16 protein-coding genes and 1 pseudogene are annotated in these 16,338 nt (G+C 60.0%); 9 read left to right on the top strand and 8 right to left on the bottom strand.

The features are described 5' to 3' along the window. Both ABMA59_RS36010 and ABMA59_RS36005 read right to left on the bottom strand, forming a co-directional pair. The coding region (locus ABMA59_RS36010; protein ID WP_349006656.1) for a transposase at nucleotides 1-133 on the bottom strand (133 nt) is incomplete at its 3' end. A 54-nt stretch (nucleotides 134-187) separates the two neighbouring features. Next, nucleotides 188-1,054 carry a recombinase family protein gene (locus ABMA59_RS36005; protein WP_349010148.1) on the bottom strand — a complete coding sequence of 289 codons (867 nt, stop codon included), beginning with the start codon at nucleotides 1,052-1,054 and terminating at the stop codon, nucleotides 188-190. Nucleotides 1,055-1,326: 272 nt separating this feature from the next. Here ABMA59_RS36005 and ABMA59_RS36000 point away from each other — a divergent pair, with 272 nt between their 5' ends. Continuing rightward, a complete protein-coding gene (locus ABMA59_RS36000; RefSeq protein WP_349010147.1) occupies nucleotides 1,327-3,090 on the top strand; it encodes an MOSC domain-containing protein in 1,764 nt (587 codons plus the stop codon). A gap of 262 nt (nucleotides 3,091-3,352) precedes the next feature. Here the strand turns inward: ABMA59_RS36000 and poxB are convergent, their stop codons facing one another. From poxB to ABMA59_RS35975, 5 genes are all read right to left on the bottom strand, one after another. Beyond that, the gene (gene poxB / locus ABMA59_RS35995; protein WP_349010146.1) at nucleotides 3,353-5,086 is read right to left on the bottom strand and encodes a ubiquinone-dependent pyruvate dehydrogenase; all 1,734 of its coding nucleotides are present in this window, start codon (nucleotides 5,084-5,086) and stop codon (nucleotides 3,353-3,355) included. A gap of 395 nt (nucleotides 5,087-5,481) precedes the next feature. After that, complete coding sequence (locus tag ABMA59_RS35990) at nucleotides 5,482-6,459, bottom strand: alpha/beta fold hydrolase (RefSeq protein WP_349010145.1); 978 nt, start codon at nucleotides 6,457-6,459, stop codon at nucleotides 5,482-5,484. 27 nt (nucleotides 6,460-6,486) lie between these two features. Beyond that, nucleotides 6,487-7,053, bottom strand: coding sequence for a VOC family protein (locus ABMA59_RS35985; protein WP_349010144.1), 567 nt, complete (start codon nucleotides 7,051-7,053; stop codon nucleotides 6,487-6,489). A gap of 27 nt (nucleotides 7,054-7,080) precedes the next feature. Continuing rightward, a complete protein-coding gene (locus ABMA59_RS35980; RefSeq protein WP_349010143.1) occupies nucleotides 7,081-7,500 on the bottom strand; it encodes a GlcG/HbpS family heme-binding protein in 420 nt (139 codons plus the stop codon). 156 nt (nucleotides 7,501-7,656) lie between these two features. After that, entirely contained in the window at nucleotides 7,657-8,370 is a 714-nt protein-coding gene (locus tag ABMA59_RS35975; RefSeq protein ID WP_349010142.1) for a type 1 glutamine amidotransferase domain-containing protein, read from the bottom strand. Between the two features lie 292 nt (nucleotides 8,371-8,662). Here ABMA59_RS35975 and ABMA59_RS35970 point away from each other — a divergent pair. The 8 genes and pseudogenes from ABMA59_RS35970 (at nucleotide 8,663) to ABMA59_RS35935 (ending at nucleotide 16,166) form a co-directional block, all read left to right on the top strand. After that, nucleotides 8,663-9,717, top strand: a pseudogene (locus tag ABMA59_RS35970) (alpha/beta fold hydrolase). A 33-nt stretch (nucleotides 9,718-9,750) separates the two neighbouring features. Continuing rightward, a complete protein-coding gene (locus tag ABMA59_RS35965; protein ID WP_349010141.1) occupies nucleotides 9,751-11,073 on the top strand; it encodes an epoxide hydrolase family protein in 1,323 nt (440 codons plus the stop codon). Nucleotides 11,074-11,191: 118 nt separating this feature from the next. Then, nucleotides 11,192-11,656: a (2Fe-2S)-binding protein gene (locus tag ABMA59_RS35960; protein WP_349010140.1), complete on the top strand. Its 465-nt coding sequence runs from the start codon at nucleotides 11,192-11,194 to the stop codon at nucleotides 11,654-11,656. 2 nt (nucleotides 11,657-11,658) lie between these two features. Then, complete coding sequence (locus tag ABMA59_RS35955; protein ID WP_349010139.1) at nucleotides 11,659-13,821, top strand: xanthine dehydrogenase family protein molybdopterin-binding subunit; 2,163 nt, start codon at nucleotides 11,659-11,661, stop codon at nucleotides 13,819-13,821. Nucleotides 13,822-13,859: 38 nt separating this feature from the next. Continuing rightward, on the top strand, nucleotides 13,860-14,285 hold the full coding sequence (locus ABMA59_RS35950; protein ID WP_349010138.1) for an OsmC family protein: 426 nt from the start codon (nucleotides 13,860-13,862) through the stop codon (nucleotides 14,283-14,285). A gap of 27 nt (nucleotides 14,286-14,312) precedes the next feature. Then, the gene (locus tag ABMA59_RS35945) at nucleotides 14,313-14,780 is read left to right on the top strand and encodes a cupin domain-containing protein (RefSeq protein WP_349010137.1); all 468 of its coding nucleotides are present in this window, start codon (nucleotides 14,313-14,315) and stop codon (nucleotides 14,778-14,780) included. 27 nt (nucleotides 14,781-14,807) lie between these two features. Beyond that, a complete protein-coding gene (locus ABMA59_RS35940; RefSeq protein WP_349010136.1) occupies nucleotides 14,808-15,908 on the top strand; it encodes a mandelate racemase/muconate lactonizing enzyme family protein in 1,101 nt (366 codons plus the stop codon). A gap of 3 nt (nucleotides 15,909-15,911) precedes the next feature. Continuing rightward, nucleotides 15,912-16,166 (top strand): hypothetical protein, encoded by a 255-nt coding sequence (locus tag ABMA59_RS35935; RefSeq protein WP_349010135.1) that lies wholly within the window; start codon nucleotides 15,912-15,914, stop codon nucleotides 16,164-16,166. 47 nt (nucleotides 16,167-16,213) lie between these two features. On the opposite strand, the gene ABMA59_RS35930 is transcribed toward ABMA59_RS35935, so the two are convergent. Next, nucleotides 16,214-16,338: ATP-binding protein (locus ABMA59_RS35930; RefSeq protein ID WP_349007100.1), on the bottom strand; the 125-nt coding region annotated here is incomplete at its 5' end.

Here is a 16,338-nt window from a genome sequence, read left to right as displayed (position 1 = left end):
ACTTCGCCTTGAACTTGTAGAAGGTCGCAGCCGAGATGCCGTGCTTGCGGCAGACATCCGCCGTCTTCGCACCGGCCTCCTGCTCCTTCAGCATCCCGATGATCTGTTCTTCCGTGAACCTCGAAGGTCGCATCATCCGTCTCCATGATCGACGGACTCTACCCAAATCTGGAGGAAGTTCAGGGTCTCAGGTCAGACGCCGTCTCTTTTGAGCCCTCCGCGCGTCCCCGTTTTTCCCGGAATGATGGTCGTTGCATCTTTGTGGATGGCCTTTCACCTGATCCCACACTGCTTCCTCCAGGTGATCGCCACGTACCGCCGGGTCGTTGCACACGGTGTGGCCGCTGAAGCGGTAGCCATCCGCACCGATACAGCGATAGTAGCGCAGCGTGTCCGTCGGGTCATACGTGCGGGAACGCGGCGCGCGCTTGCCATAATAAGCGTAGCCGCAACGCCGACAGACCGTGAGGCCCTGCAGCAGCCAGTCCGCGCCTGGCATGCGTTGGCGCTTGCGCTTGCGGTTCTCCTCAAGCTGCGCACGGGCTGCCTCGAATACGCCCGGATCAACGAGTGGGGGAACAGGGATCGCGATCCACTCGTCAGGCGGAACGGGAACGCGGCAAGTGGCGCGCGGCGAGGGCTGCGGATGGCCGCGGATTGGTCGCAACCGTGGTCGTGGTGGCAAGTAGCGCGCCCGCCCGAAAGCGGCGCGTCCGACATAGGCGGGATTGGCAAGCATGCCGCGGATCGTGGAGGCGTGCCAATGCATGGCTCCTGCCCGCGTCTGGCAACAGATCTGCTCGAGCCGCCGGCACACCTCCCGCAGGCTCATGCGATCCAGGGCTGTCCTGCCACCACCTATAATTACGTCGATACCTGGAATGTCTGAGATGGTCGGGTCACGAGCCAAGTGGCTTAATGCGGAGGAAGCTACCTGAATAAGATTGCCGAGATCATGCACGATGCCGGCGGTTGACATATCCGAAGGCACGCGCACCTCGGCGAGAACCTCCGCGCCGAAAGAGAGATCGCTGTCTGGGCCTGATCCTGACAATCCATTCCTCCTTCCGCCGACCAATGCTAATTTTCCGCACCACAACGGGCGTCAGCGACGTAATCCCGGACGCGGGCGATTGCAGTGAACTGATTTCGCTAGCGCAAGGTGTTACAGAGCAACTCACTGAAACATATCATACATTGGTATCCCCACACCTTGGTGTTATTCGCCGATCAGAATTGATGTCTTATGATGATTTTGCGTCTACAAGGGGATCTCGGGAACAGTCGCGGTTTTTGTTTGCTACCTATCGCGAGGCGGGAGGGAAGATGGCTCGTTTGCTTTCAGTTAATGTTGGGTTGCCGCGCAACATTCGGTGGCAAGACAGAATTGTCCATACTGCCGTCTGGAAGGCGCCGGTTGCAGGGCCGTGCAAGGTGCGCCGGCTCAACGTAGACGGCGATGGGCAAGGAGACTTGGATGGACACGGCGGAGAACAGCGCGCGGTCCTCGTTTATCAAGTTGAGTCTTATCGCTTCTGGCAGAGTGAACTTGGTCGGAGTGATTTCGCTTACGGGCAATTTGGCGAGAACTTTACTGTCGATGGTCTGCCGGATCGAGAAGTATGTATCGGCGACCGCTATCGAATTGGGGACGCATTGTTTGAGGTAACGCAACCGCGTGTCACTTGCTATCGTGTGGGAATCCGAATGAACGAGCCGCGTATGGCTTCGCTGCTGGTCGCTCATGGCAGGCCGGGTTTTTACATGCGTGTTTTAGAAGAGGGCGAAGTTCAAGCAGGCGATGCCATTGTCCAGGTTGCTATCGGTCCCGGGGCGATGACCGTTTCCGATATCGACGCACTGCTTTACATGTCCGGCCACTCGCGAGATCAACTCGAGCGAGCGTTGCGCATTCCCGCGTTAAGCTTGGGGTGGCAGGACTCATTTCGGGCGTTGCTCACTCAGGAAGAGGCGGGTGCGACGACCGGAAATGCTGGACTGACGCCGGCCTCGGGGCCGCCGCCGGCATGGTCAGGGTTTCGACAGCTGAAGGTCGCTCGCAGAATCCGCGAAAGCGATGCGGTGGTGTCGCTAATCCTGGAGCCGACGGATGAATCTCACCTGCAGACGGCGCTCCCCGGGCAGTTTGTCGTACTGCGCATTGGAGTCCTGCCCAATGCGCCAAGTGTGATGCGCAGTTACTCGTTGTCAGGCAAACCGGGAGACCGCTGCTACCGCGTAAGCGTCAAACAAGAGCTTCATGGTGAGGCGAGTACATTTCTGGACAACAGGGTTCAGGCGGGAGATCTACTGGACGTCAGCGCGCCACGCGGCAATTTCGTTCTCACGAGCGACAACCGGCCGATCGTGCTGCTGAGCGCCGGCGTGGGGGTCACTCCGGTAATGGCAATGCTTCACGCCTTAGCCGCGAGGATGTCGACGCAAGATGTATGGTGGTTTCATGGCGCTCGCAACGGCCGTGAACATCATCCTTTCGCTCAGGAGGCCAGCGACCTACTGAGGGCTTTGAGCCACAGTCATACTCACATCCGCTATAGTACGCCCGATCGGCGTGACCGGTTAGGTGTCGATTTCGATGCTGTCGGACGGTTGGATATCCTGGCGCTAAAATCGCTGAACGTGTCGCGAGATGCTGACTTCTATATTTGCGGCCCGTCGGCATTCATGAGCGATATAAGCGCCGGCCTTGCGGCATGGGGAGTCGCGTCGGCGCGAATTCACATGGAACTGTTTGGTCCAGAATCTTCGAACACACCCGGTATTGCCGAAACCTCACACAAATCACCCCATCCTCCTGCAACACTTTCCAGCGAAGGACCGCTCGTTTCGTTTGCCCGAAGTGGTTTGAACGTCCGTTGGAATTCGCAATTTCAGAGTCTACTTGAGCTTGCCGAGGCTTGCGATGTTCCCACACGATGGTCTTGCCGAGTTGGCGTCTGTCACAATTGCGAGACAGGCCTTATCTCCGGGCGCGTATTATACGATCCCGAGCCAATCGACCCACCAGCTTCGGCCAACGCGCTGATTTGCTGTTCACGGCCCAACGGCGACATTGTTCTCGATATTTGATTTTCGATGACGTGCGATCGTTCTTGTCGCCTGTGAAAAGCGGCATCCGCCTCATGGCGGCGAGGCCCCGGCCGGGCGCCAGCAACAGCCGGACGCCTTTTGACATTTCCATGTCGCCTGGAATGCCCAACTACCGGATCTTCACAGCGAGCCCGGAGTCGATCGCCCTTGTTCCGGCGATTTCCGGTATGCCTACTGCCTTCTATGCATAGCTCGAAGAGACGTTGGACCGCGCAATCGGAAATCGAAATTCTATCCCGATTTACCGCGGTAGCAAGTTGGTCTTCGCAAGGTCGAGCACCTCATCACCTCGACCGCTCATGACGGCGCGCAGCATCCAGAGGCCGAACCCCTTCACCTGTGCAATCTCAATGGTCGGCGGCATAGACAATTCCTGCCTCGCCGCGACGACATCGAGGACCGCCGGACCATTGTGGGCGAGGATCTCAGCGATAGCATCGGGTAGGTCGCCGGGATCCTTAACCCGAACGGCGTGAATGCCCATGGCTCTGGCCATGGCGGCAAAGTCAGGATTGTCCAACGAAACGCCCGTTTCGAGGAAGCCGCCAGCCTTCATTTCCATGGCGACGAAGCCAAGCACGCCGTTGTTGAGGATGACGACCTTTACAGGCAGGTTTTCCTGCTTCAGCGTGATCAGGTCGCCCATCAGCATGGCGAACCCGCCGTCGCCCGAGAGCGAAATTACCTGCCTCCCCGGCTGAGCTGCCTGGACGCCAATCGCTTGCGCCATTGCGTTGGCCATCGAGCCGTGAACCAGTGAGCCAATCATGCGCCGCTTGCCGTTCATGGTCAGATATCGTGCTGCCCAAATGGTCGGGGTTCCGACATCGAACGTGAATACGGCGTCATCGGCCGCTGCCTGGCCAATCAGCCTGGTCAAATATTGCGGGTGGATAGGCGGTCGCCCCGGCGTACCCTTGGCGAGATTGTCCAACCCTTCGCGCGATTTCTGATAGTTGGCCAAGGCCGTGTCGAGATGGTCGGTATTCGATTTCTTCGTCAGCTTCGGCAGCAACGCGTCGATCGTAAGCCCTACATCGCCAACGAGCCCCAATTCGAGGCGTGCGCGCCGGCCCAGATTTTCCGGCCGGATGTCGACCTGGACGATCTTGCAATCGGTGGGCAGGAATTGCTTGTACGGAAAGTCGGTGCCTAGCATGACAAGTACGTCGCAGGAGTGCATTGCCGCGTAGCCGGATGAGTAGCCGATGAAACCGGTCATCCCGACATCGTAGGGATTGTCGTATTCAACATGCTCCTTGCCGCCAAGCGCATGTACGATCGGGGCTTTCAGCGCCTCGGCCAGCGCAATCACCTGGGAATGCGCACCGGCACAGCCCCGTCCACAAAACAGCGTTACCTTTGACGCATCGGGGAGCAGCTTCGCCATCGCATCGACCTGTGCCTCTGCTGGACGCACCATCGGTGCGGCTGGCAAAAGACTTTGCCTGGAGGATATTTCGCGGGCCGGCGCGGGTCGCAGCGCGATATCACCGGGAATCGCCACCACTGCCACGCCGCGCAGGCCGACCGCCGCCCGGATCGCATTCTCCAATACGAAAGGAAGTTGAGCCGGATCCGACACCATCTCACAATAGTGACTGCATTCCGCGAAGAGGTTCTGCGGATGGGTTTCCTGGAAATAGCCACCGCCGATCTCAGCGGTGGGGATCTGCGCCGCAATCGCCAGAACCGGCGTGCGGCTGCGATGTGCGTCGAATAGACCGTTTATCAGATGCAAATTGCCCGGGCCGCAGGATCCCGCGCAAACCGCCAGCTGCCCGGTTACTTGTGATTCCCCAGCCGCCGCAAATGCCGCAACCTCCTCATGACGAACATGGACCCAGTCGATATCGTCCTGCTGCCTCAAGGCGTCGGTCAGTCCATTAAGGCTGTCGCCGACCACGCCATAGATGCGCCTTACGCCTGCTTGTCTCAGCGTTTCCACTATGAGCGCAGCAACCGTCTTCACCATCGTCCTTGCTCCACTTGCTCATCGGTTACCCGCTGCAGGTTTCCGGCTTTGGCTTGGCATTAACCCCGTCGTCGGCAATCGGGCCCATTCAACTCTCCAAGAACGCCGATCGCGACTTTCTATGCGACCTATTCGAAGGTGGTGCTCCGACACGCAATGCTACAACGACCAGACTTCTTGGGCAGGACCATTCCATTGCGGAGTTGAGGTTGTTTTTATCTGCTCTGGCGGTGCAGGACGGCAGCAGGCGCCAGTAGCACTCTACCCCTGGTCCAATTTCAACAAAAACGCTTGCCGCCGGGAATCGGTAGCCTTCTCGTCAACAAGGCCGCCGGCGACCGGTTGCGGCGAGTACGAACATTCGGTTCGACGCGGCATTGTCGCGTGGAGTAGAGTTATTCCGTGTGCCCGGTTAGACGGTCAACGAAATCGAGAACGAGGGATGCGATCTCATTGGTCGCCTCATCAAGGGCGAAATGTCCGGCTTCCAGAATATGTATTTCCGCATCGGGAACATCTTCGCCATAGGCCATTGCGCCGTAGACGGTGAACGAAAGGTCGTATTTTCCCCACACCACCAACATCTTCGGCTGCACCTCGCGCAACCATTCTTGCCAGCGCGGGTAGAATGCGACGTTGGTTCGGTAGTCCAGGAAAAGTTTCGCCTGGATGTCGGCCTGCCCTGGCCGGGTTAGGAAGGCGTACTCGTCCAACCACGCATCCGGATCGTAACGACTGAGATTTGGGCTAGACCCGATGTGCCGCAGGCGAGTCGATTCGAGCGAGGTGAAGTTGGCGTTGAGATTCTCAAGCTCGTGGGACGGATTCGCCCAGTATTTCCGGCGAGCTTCCCAGAGCGAGCTCAGTCCCTGTTCGTGGGAGACCGCGTTCTGAACGATGATCGCCCGGACCCGCTTGGGATGTGCGAGCGCCATGCGGAAGCCAACTGGCCCCCCGTAGTCCTGCATGAGGAGCACATAGTCGGTTATTCCAAGCTTCGAGGTCAGTGCGTTCATGGTGTTCGCAAGGTTGTCGAAGGTATAGGCAAAATTGTCTGGTGAGGGTGCGCTGCTGTTGCCGAAGCCAGGATAGTCGGGCGCGACGAGATGATACCTGTTGGCGAGAAGCGGCAGCAGGGGATCCCACATGCGAGAAGACGATGGAAAGCCGTGAAGCAGGAGCAAGGTCGGCGCATTCACCGGCCCCGCTTCGCGGTAGAAAATCTTCAACCCGTCGATGTCGACCGTATGATACGAGATCGACTGCCGGCTCGATTGCAGGTCTTGCGCTGATGCTTGAATACTCATGCAAGCGATGGCGGCCGACAGGGCAAAAGCGGGCAGAGATTTCATGTCATCGCTCTTTTTCGACATGATGAACAATGATTTCCCGTTAGGGCGCTATGCCCCGGCCTCGCCGCGCCGGACAAAATCGGTGAGCTCGGGCGTAAAACTGGTGTCGTCCGGCGCGATGTGTCCGCTCAGTCGCTGGGTGATCTCCTGGAACACCCAGCCATTGCCGTCCGGATCACTGAACGAGGCGTATGAAGCATAGCTCTTGCGCTGCGGATTTGCGCCGCCGACCAGGCGGTCACCGTTCGCATGGTGGAAGATGCCATCCACATCATGAAACAGCTCGGCGACCCCGATGCCGCGGCGGACCAGGTCGGCGCGCGCTGCCCGGATGTCGGATACGATCAAGTGCAGTCCCTGCACCGAGCCCGGGAACGCCGTGGTGACGTTCCTGCCGAAGATGATCGAGCATCCGAAGCCCGGTGGCGTGAACTGGACCACCCGATAGTCGACCTCATCCGAGTAATCGATGTCGAGCCTCCAGCCGAGGTCGCGATAGAAATGCTTCGCGCGATCAACGTCCGACACAGGGATGACGACGTCAAGTTTCATATCGATTGCGCCGGCGGGGGATGCTTCGCCTGCGGCTTCTCTTGGCAATCCGTTGACGTTCATGTTCGCTCTCCTGAAAGCGTGCTGTGGTCACGACGCTGCGTTGAGGGTGGGGGAAGTCTCCCGAAGGGCCCCTTCAAGAATGGAGACGTCTTGCTCGACGGTGCCGCCGCTGATACCGACGCCGGCGACTCTCCGGTCGTCGGTCGTAAGTGGCGCGCCACCTCCCATTGAGCAAAATCGTCCACCCGCCAGTCCCATCAAGGGGAACAGATCCTTCCCAGGCTGAACGAGCGCGGAGAGCTCGGCCGTGCGAAGTCCCACAAGTGCGGACGTGTAGGCTTTCCGCTCGGCGATCTCCATCGAGAAGGCCGGTGCGCCGGTCATGCGGTGCATGAGTACGCCGTTGCCATGAATGTCGATGACGCAAACCGAGACCGGCACTTTGGCGCGCACAGACTCTGCTTCGATACGATTCGCGATGATTTTCGCAAAGGCGAGCAAATCCATGATGTGGTCCTCTCTGAGTGTTGGAATCGACCATTGACGGCGCCGAAATCCCCGAAGTGTTTTCGAGGAGAGACAATGGGAGAAGCGCGCCTGAACGCGCGCCTCTAATGATGTGGCGACTGCTACGCAGCAGTCGACGCTTCGTCGATATTCGAGCTAAGAAGCCAGCGCGATGACGGTCGGCTTCGTCTTCTGCTGAACCGCCGCCATCAGCGTCTTTGCGGCCGGACCGGAGGAGTGCGGGTTCTGCCCGGTGATCAGCAATCCGTCGTTGACCACGTGTGACGTCCAATTCGCCGTCTTCGAGAAGACGGCGCCGAGCTTCAACATCTCGTCCTCGACGAGGAAGGGCACCACCTTGGTTAGTCCGACTTCCTCTTCCTCGCCATTGGTGAAGCCGGTCACTTCCTTGCCCTGAACCAGGAGCTTGCCGTCCGGCGCCCTCACGTGACGCAGCGCGCCGGTGGAGTGGCAGACGATGCCGATCGGCTTGCCAGCGGCAATGAAGGACTCGATAAGCCTGATCGAGTTTTTGTCTTCGGCAAGGTCCCACATGGGGCCATGACCACCGGGGTAAAAGACAGTGTCGAAGTCCTCCTGCCTGACGCTGTCGAGGCGAACTGTCTTGTCCAGCTGTGCTTCCGCCGTGGCGTCTTTCTCGAAGCGAAGTGTCAGGTCGGTTCGGAAATCGGGTTCGTTGCTTTTGGGGTCGAGTGGCGGGCGTCCGCCCTTCGGCGAGGCGAGCGTGACCTCAACGCCGGCGTCCTTGAACATGTAGTAGGGCGCCGCGAGTTCTTCGAGCCAGAAACCGGTCTTCCGTCCGGTGTTGCCCAGCTGGTCGTGTGACGTAATCACCATCAGCACCTTCATGAGTGTCTCCTGTTGTACAGCCGTTGATGAGGCGCCACAGACACCATGACGGAGATGTTTCGGCGCGGTTGGTTATCTCGCTCTCCGACATGACGAAGGTGAGCGATGTTTCATCTTCAGCGGCCCGAGCGCGCAGCGCACTTATCCAGTGATTGCGGGTCCCTAATACGTGAAGATGAGGGACGTCTTCCCATCGTTGAATGGTTCGGAACTCAGTGCGCGGCCATCATCAGCCGATCGACGCTCGTATCGCGAAATCTCTTCCGATGCGGGCCAACAGCGGATGATGCATATGACTGGGAACAACAGCTCAAACATCTTCGGTCGGAGGAGATTCTTCGAGGTTGCTGCCGGAGCACTCGTGGCGACGCAGGTCGTGCCGGCCCAAGCTGCGAATGCAAGTCAGAGCATCGACAGGTCCGTCGAGGTCGAGAAAACCGAGGCGGCTGCGGCCATTCGGTCCCTGAAGCAGATCGATGCCGGCTTGCTTAACGTCGGATACGTCGAAACGGGTGCTCACGACGGACCGGCAGTCGTCCTGCTGCACAGCTGGCCTTACGACATTCACAGCTTCGACGAGGTCACGCCGCGACTGGCGTCGGCAGGTTTTCGCGTAATCGTGCCGTTTACCAGAGGCTATGGCACGACCGGGTTCCTATCGAATGAAACGATGAGGACTGGGCAACCATCGGCTCTGGCTGTCGACACCATCGCATTAATGGATGCACTTGGCATCAAAGACGCGATCGTCGGTGGATTCGATTGGGGCGCTCGCACCGCGGACATCCTTGGTGCGCTGTGGCCGGATCGCGTCAAGGGCGTCGTCTCTGTCAGCGGCCACCTCATCGGAAGCCAGGCTGCGGGTAAGGCGCCCCTGCCGCCGAAGGCCGAACTGCAATGGTGGTATCAATTCTACTCGCGACGGAGCGAGGCCGCGAGGGATACGACAAGTATCGACGCGAGTTCGCCGAGTTGATCTGGAAGCTCGCGTCGCCGAAATGGAAATTCGACGGCGTCACTTTTGCGCAAAGCGCAACGGCTTTCGACAATCCGGATCATGTCGCCATCGTGATCCACAACTATCGATGGCGGCTCGGCCTGGCCGGCGGCGCTCCGGCCCTGGATCCGCAGGAAGCGAAACTCGCTGCCGCACCCGAGATCAACGTGCCGGCCATCACGCTCGAAGGCGATGCGAACGGCGCGCCACACCCGGACCCGGCAGCTTATGCGAGCAAGTTCTCCGGCAAATATGCGCATCGCCTTGTGAGGGGTGGCATCGGTCACAACCTGCCCGAGGAGGCTCCGGAAGCTTTTTCCCAAGCCGTGATCGACGTCAGCAAAGCCTAATACACAAGCCAATTCACGACAGGAGCAACAGCCATGACCAATCTCGATCGATCGACCCAAGCGTCAACCACCCTCGCGACCCGTCAGGACCGCCGCGAATTTCTCGCCACGGCCGCAATCGGTCTCGCGCTCGTAAGCGGGGCAAGTCTTCTGTCCGGAGACCCCGCATCTGCGGCCAAGACCGAAGACATCCGTCCCTTCCGGGTCGATTTTCCCCAGGACGCGCTGGTCGACCTGCGCGAACGCTTGAAGGCCACGCGCTGGCCGGATCGCGAACTGGTCGAAGATCAGTCGCAGGGCGTGCGGCTGGCGACGGTGCAGAAGCTCGTGCGGTATTGGCAGACGGAGTACGACTGGAGGAAGATAGAGACGCGGCTCAACGGGCTGCCGCAGTTCGTCACCGAGATCGACGGTGTGGACATTCATTTCATCCATGTCCGCTCGAGGCATGAGAATGCATTGCCGCTGATCGTGACGCACGGCTGGCCAGGCTCGATCATCGAGCAGTTGAAGATCATCGAGCCGCTGACCAATCCGACGGCGCATGGTGCAAGCGCTTCGGACGCGTTTGACATCGTGATCCCTTCGATCCCCGGCTACGGGTTCTCGGGTAAGCCGACCACGACGGGCTGGGATCCGATCCGTATCGCGCGCGCATGGATCGTGCTCATGAAGCGGCTCGGATACGCACGCTATGTGGCGCAGGGCGGCGACTGGGGCAATGCCGTCACCGAACAAATGGCGCTGCAGGCGCCTCCTGAACTGCTTGGCATTCATACCAACATGCCGGCCACCGTCCCGGACGATATTGCCAAGGCGCTCCAGCCCGGCAGCTCGCGGCCCTCAGGTCTTTCGGCCGACGAGCAGCATGCCTTCGACCAGCTGGATGATTTCTACAAGCACGGCCTCGGCTACGCCATCGAGATGGCAAACCGCCCGCAAACCCTGCAGGGAATCGTGGATTCACCCTCGGGCCTCGCGACATGGATTCTCGACCACGATGCGCGCAGCCTCGAACTCATCGCCCAGGTCTTCGACGGCCAGCCGGAGGGACTGACGCGAGACGATATCCTCGACAACATCACGCTCTACTGGCTGACCAACACGGCGATCTCGTCGGCGCGCCTGTACTGGGAGAACAAGCTGAATTTCTTCGAGCCGAAACACGTCTCGATCCCGGTTGCGGTCAGCGTGTTCCCGGACGAGATCTACGCCGCACCGCGCAGTTGGACTGAGCGGGCGTATCCAAAACTGATCTACTTCAACAAGCTCGGGGTGGGCGGCCACTTCGCCGCCTGGGAGCAGCCTGCGCTGTTCAGCGCGGAAATGCGCGTGTCGTTCCGTTCGCTTCGTTAATCGATCTGAAGTGGAACACCGCCCCTTGCGCGGACGCAGCACGCTTTCGGCGGGTGAACGCTGCCCGCCGTTACATCCCTGCTCACTTTGATCCGTTCGGGACACAAGGAATTGCACCATGGCCTTTTCGATCAACATCAATGGAAGTGAGAGAAGCGTCGACGTCGATAGAGACACGCCCCTGCTATGGGTGTTGAGGGACGTCCTGGGATTGACCGGTACCAAGTTCGGTTGCGGCATAGCGTTGTGCGGTGCGTGCACCGTTCATATCGACGGAACGGCGGTTCGTTCTTGCATCACCACTATCGACAGCATCGGGGATTCGAAGGTCACGACGATCGAAGCGATCGGCGCAACGCCCGTGGGTGCCAGGATCCAGAAAGCGTGGCTCGATCATGAGGTCGCGCAGTGCGGATACTGCCAATCCGGACAGATCATGTCGGCCTCTGCGCTGCTTGCGGAGACTCCAGAGCCCACCGATGGAGACATCGACGACGCCATGGGTGGAAATATCTGCCGCTGCGGCACCTATGTCCGCATTCGTGAGGCGATAAAACTCGCCGCTCAGGTTAATGGAGGCTGATCGTGAATATAGATCACAGCCAAAAGCGGGAAAATCTCTCTCGTCGCAGCTTCCTTATCAACAGCGCCGCCGCCGGTGGCGGTTTTGTGTTGAGTCTAAGTTTGCCGCTCGGCGCCAGCCACGCGGCCGCGTCCGCGGGTTTTACGCCGAACGCTTTCGTCAAAATCACCACTGACGGGCAGATCGTGCTGACGATGCCCTACGTTGAAATGGGACAAGGAACCTACACTTCGATCCCGATGCTAATCGCGGAGGAGCTCGAAGTCAGCCTGACCCAGATCCAGCTCGAACATGCGCCTCCGAACGAAAAGCTCTACGCCAATCCGATGCTGGGCGTACAGGCCACCGGCAATTCGAACGCCATCCGCGGCGCCTGGAAGCCGCTGCGTGAAGCTGGTGCGGCCGCGCTCATTGTTCTGACCGAGGCGGCCGCCAGGCGTTGGGGGGTCGAAGCAACAGAGTGCCGCGCCGAAGCGGGCGAGATTATCCACACCTCAAGCGGGCGACGTTTTAACTATGGCGACCTTGCCGAGGATGCGTCGCGCATACCGGTGCCGGAAAACGTGACGCTGAAGGAGCCGGACGCATTCAACTTGATCGGCACGCCGGCAAAGCGGCTGGACGCGGCAGGCAAGGTCGATGGCTCCACCGTGTACGGGATCGACGTGCGGCCAGCGGGCGTGAAGATCGCGACGCTGACGCAATCGCCTGTCTTTGGCGGCCGGCTGAAGAGCGTGGAGGACAGCGCAGCGAAGGCCGTGAAAGGCGTGCGCCAGATCGTCCAGCTTGAGGATGCGGTGGCGGTCGTGGCCGATCACATGGGAGCGGCCCAAAAGGGGTTGGAGGCGCTCAGCATCGAGTGGGACGACGGAATCCATGCTGCCGTGGACACGCAGGATGTTGCGCGTGAACTGAAGCAGGCCACCCTCAAGACGGGATCAGTCGCGCAGAATATTGGCGATGCGGAGAAGGCGATCGCGACCGCAGCGACAAGAGTAGAGGCTACCTATCGATTGCCATTCCTCGCGCACGCCGCCATGGAGCCGATGAATTGCACAGCGCATTTCCGGGGCGATGAGTGCGAGATATGGATCGGTACTCAGGCGATCGCGCGCGTGCAGCGGATGGCGGCGAAGGCCGCCGGCCTGCCAGTCGATAGGGTCATCGTACACAATCATCTCAGCGGCGGCGGCTTTGGACGGCGGCTGGAAGCTGACGGCGCGGTGCGAGCCGTAGAGATTGCGATGAAGGTCGATGGACCAGTGAAGGTGGTGTGGACGCGCGAAGAAGATATCCAGCAAGATATGTACAGGCCCTTTTGGGTCGATCGTGTCGCCGGGGGCCTCGACAAGGACGGGAAGCCAATCGCCTGGATCAACCGCTTCGCCGGATCGTCGGTGATCGCGCGCTGGTTGCCTGCCGCGTTCAAGAACGGTCTCGACCCTGATACGACGGAAGGCGCGATCGACCTGGTCTATGCGCTGCCGAATCTCCACGTCGAATATCTGCAAGTCGAGCCGCCTGGCATCCGGACGGCGTTCTGGCGGAGTGTCGGGCCCTCGCATAACGTCTTCGTCACCGAGAGCTTCATCGACGAATTGGCTGTCGCCGCTGGACAGGACGCGGTTGCGTATCGACGGGCACTGCTTGAGCACAATCCGCGCGCGAAGGCCGTGCTGGACCTCGTCGCCGAGAAGGGGGGGTGGGGGGCGCAGTTGCCTCAGCGGCGTGGGCGCGGCGTCGCGTTGCAGAACGTATTCGGAAGCTACCTCGCACAGGTCGCCGAAGTGGAGGTCGCGAAGGATGGATCGGTGCGGGTCCGTCGCGTCGTCTGCGCAATGGATTGTGGCACGGTTATTAATCCCAACACGGTCGAGGCGCAGATCCAGAGCGGGGTCATGTTCGGCGTGACCGCGGCGCTATACGGCAAGATCACCCTGAAGAACGGGCGTGTCGAACAGAGCAATTTCGACACGTATCAAATGCTGCGGATCAACGAGGCGCCGGCCATCGAGGTTTACGTCGTCAAGAGCTCGGAGCTGCCGGGCGGAATGGGCGAGGCCGGCACATCGGGGATCGTACCGGCGATAGCCAACGCGGTGTTCGCCGCCACCGGTAAGCGTTTGCGGGAAATGCCGATCGATCCCGACGCGCTGAAGACGTGACCCGGAACGAGCAACAGAACCAACGGTAGGACAGAGGCATGATCCGCAAGGCAAAGGCTGTTTGGAATGGGACGGGCCGCGATGGCGATGGTCATCTATCGAGCGAATCCGGTGTGCTTGCCAACACCCCCTATTCGTTCAAGACCCGCTTCGAGAAGGAGAAGGGGACCAACCCGGAAGAGTTGATCGCCGCCGCGCACGCCGGTTGCTTCACGATGGCGCTGGCCTTCGGCCTTCAGCTTGCCGGCTTCACTCCCACCGAGCTTGTCACGGAAGCCGCGGTCACCCTCGAGCCGGATGGCAAGGGATTCAAAATCAGCAGTTCGGCTCTGACTTTGCACGCCAAGGTGCCGAACCTGGATCAGGTGGGATTCGCTCGCATCGCCGGTGAAGCCGAGAAGAATTGTCCTGTATCGAAGGTTCTCAACGCCGCCATCACGCTGGACGCGAATTTGATCGCGTGACCGCTTCATTGGGAAAGGTCCAAATCCATGTCCCGCACTCATCAGCCCGACCAGGCCGAGTTCCGAGCGATCCTGCCCGAAGAGATCGTTTGGAAGCCGTTCCCGGCTTTTCCGTCTGGAGCGCGTCTCGCCGTTGTTGTCGGACATCCTGCACAAGCCGGCCCTTACGTGGTCAGAGTCAAGGTGCCGGGCGGTACGAAATTGATGCCGCACAAGCATCCGGAAGACCGGATCTACACCGTGATGTCCGGTGTGTTCTACATTGGTCTTGGCGATACCTTCGATGGGGACAAGATGAACGCTTATCCGCCAGGAAGCGTGATTGTCCTCCCTGGTGACACCTGGCATTTCCATTGGGCGAAATCCGGCGAATACGTCACGCAGGTGACAGCGATCGGTCCGCTCGGCCTCGAATATCACGATCTGCAGGATGACCCGCGTCATCAGCACGCCAATGTCGCCGTCGGCCCCGTGAGCCAGCGAACGGCCCATTAGCGCCTCGCGAAAAAAGGCTTTCGAACTATGATCATTTCACGCATCGAGACCATTCCGCTTCGGGTCCCGTTCAAGAAGGGAACGAGTTCTGATGCGTCCGCTTGGGGTGACAGCAATCTGCCGGCAGCAGACGCGTTGCTCGTGAAGGTGACAACTGACGAGGGATTGGTGGGATGGGGTGAGGCCTTCGGCTTTCGAGCGGTTGCATCGGCCGCACTCGCAGTCGACCAACTGATCGCACCGCTTTGCATCGGTAAGGACGCGACGCAAATTGGATCGCTCACGTTGAGTGTTCAGAAGGCGCTTCACGTATTTGGACGAGGCGGTGCACTGGCGTTCGCAATCTCGGCGGTCGACATCGCGCTGTGGGATATCGCAGGCAAGGCAGCCAACGCGCCATTGCGTACCCTGTTGGGTGGTGGCGTGGCCAAGCTGGACTGCTATGCGAGCCTGGTTCGCTATTCGGAACCGTCGCTGGTCCGCGCAGCCGTTCGGCGGACCATCGAAGCGGGGTTCCGTGCGCTGAAACTTCACGAGATCGAGCTTCCGGCGATTCGCGCTGCTCGCGAGGAGGCGGGACCCGACATCGAGCTGATGCTCGACATCAACTGCGCTTGGACAATGAACGCGGCGCGCTTGATCGCTGAAGAGCTCAGGCCGATCCGGCTGAAGTGGCTGGAGGAGCCGCTTTGGCCGCCGGAAAATTTCAACGGTCTCGCCGAACTGCGTGAACACAGCGGAATTCCGGTGGCTGCGGGAGAGAACGTCTATACACTTATGGATTTTGAACGCCTGTTGGCAGCAAAAGCAGTCAACTTCGTGCAGCCAAGCCCTGCTAAGATGGGAGGCGTCAGCGAACTGCGCAAAGTGTTTGCGCTTGCAGCCGTCCACAACACCACGGTCATGCCTCATGCCTTCTACGACGGCCCGGGCCTGCTCGCCGCGATCCATGCGACAGCTGCACTGGGCACGGCCGACTCGATGATCGAGTGGCGGTTGTTCGATCTGGAGGCGACGATCTACGGTGGCGCGCTGAGCACCGAGTGCGGCGGCATTGCTGTTCCGAATGGCCCGGGCTTGGGTCTTGATCCGGATCCTGATTTCATCAAGGTCTACCGCCGGGCATAGAGCATGGCCGAAGCCCACGGGATCGTCGATCACAGCCATGACGTCATCATCGTCGGTGCCGGCGAAGCCTGTCTGGGCGCCGCGGCCGGGATAGCCGATCGAGGTTGCGAATGGCTTGCGTCGCAAACGTGTTCCGACGCGCAGCAATACGGTCGCCGCGCAGGTGGCACGACCGCGCCGCGCAGCAAGCGATCGGCGATCGGGCGAATCGAAAGCCATGGTTCAGATGCGCGAGTGTTGATTTCCGCGAAGAACTGACCCGGGGTTTCCACTGAGAACTGACCCGGGTGGATGATGGGTCTGGGTCAGGTCGGGGTCAAGTTTTTGGTTTTCTCCTTCGCGGGTTTGACGGGTTTTGCCGAACTGTTCCTGAAGCGGAAGCTGTCGTTTCCGGTCTCCAGGATATGGCAATGGTGAGTTAGGCGATCGA

This window comes from Mesorhizobium yinganensis (assembly GCF_040081985.1).
GTDB lineage: Bacteria > Pseudomonadota > Alphaproteobacteria > Rhizobiales > Rhizobiaceae > Kumtagia > Kumtagia yinganensis.
The sequence above is the reverse complement of the archived record's forward strand: the minus strand, read 5'-3'. Positions and strand labels throughout refer to the sequence as shown.

What these genes read in the sequence shown, in the direction of transcription:
- ABMA59_RS35980 (WP_349010143.1), bottom strand. Translation starts at nt 7,500, where the DNA reads ATGGATTTGCTCGCCTTTGCGAAAATCATCGCGAATCGTATCGAAGCA.
- ABMA59_RS35985 (WP_349010144.1), bottom strand. Translation starts at nt 7,053, where the DNA reads ATGAACGTCAACGGATTGCCAAGAGAAGCCGCAGGCGAAGCATCCCCC.
- ABMA59_RS35935 (WP_349010135.1), top strand. Translation starts at nt 15,912, where the DNA reads ATGGCCGAAGCCCACGGGATCGTCGATCACAGCCATGACGTCATCATC.
- ABMA59_RS36000 (WP_349010147.1), top strand. Translation starts at nt 1,327, where the DNA reads ATGGCTCGTTTGCTTTCAGTTAATGTTGGGTTGCCGCGCAACATTCGG.
- ABMA59_RS35990 (WP_349010145.1), bottom strand. Translation starts at nt 6,459, where the DNA reads ATGTCGAAAAAGAGCGATGACATGAAATCTCTGCCCGCTTTTGCCCTG.
- poxB (WP_349010146.1), bottom strand. Translation starts at nt 5,086, where the DNA reads ATGGTGAAGACGGTTGCTGCGCTCATAGTGGAAACGCTGAGACAAGCA.
- ABMA59_RS35945 (WP_349010137.1), top strand. Translation starts at nt 14,313, where the DNA reads ATGTCCCGCACTCATCAGCCCGACCAGGCCGAGTTCCGAGCGATCCTG.
- ABMA59_RS35950 (WP_349010138.1), top strand. Translation starts at nt 13,860, where the DNA reads ATGATCCGCAAGGCAAAGGCTGTTTGGAATGGGACGGGCCGCGATGGC.
- ABMA59_RS35940 (WP_349010136.1), top strand. Translation starts at nt 14,808, where the DNA reads ATGATCATTTCACGCATCGAGACCATTCCGCTTCGGGTCCCGTTCAAG.
- ABMA59_RS35975 (WP_349010142.1), bottom strand. Translation starts at nt 8,370, where the DNA reads ATGAAGGTGCTGATGGTGATTACGTCACACGACCAGCTGGGCAACACC.
- ABMA59_RS35960 (WP_349010140.1), top strand. Translation starts at nt 11,192, where the DNA reads ATGGCCTTTTCGATCAACATCAATGGAAGTGAGAGAAGCGTCGACGTC.
- ABMA59_RS35965 (WP_349010141.1), top strand. Translation starts at nt 9,751, where the DNA reads ATGACCAATCTCGATCGATCGACCCAAGCGTCAACCACCCTCGCGACC.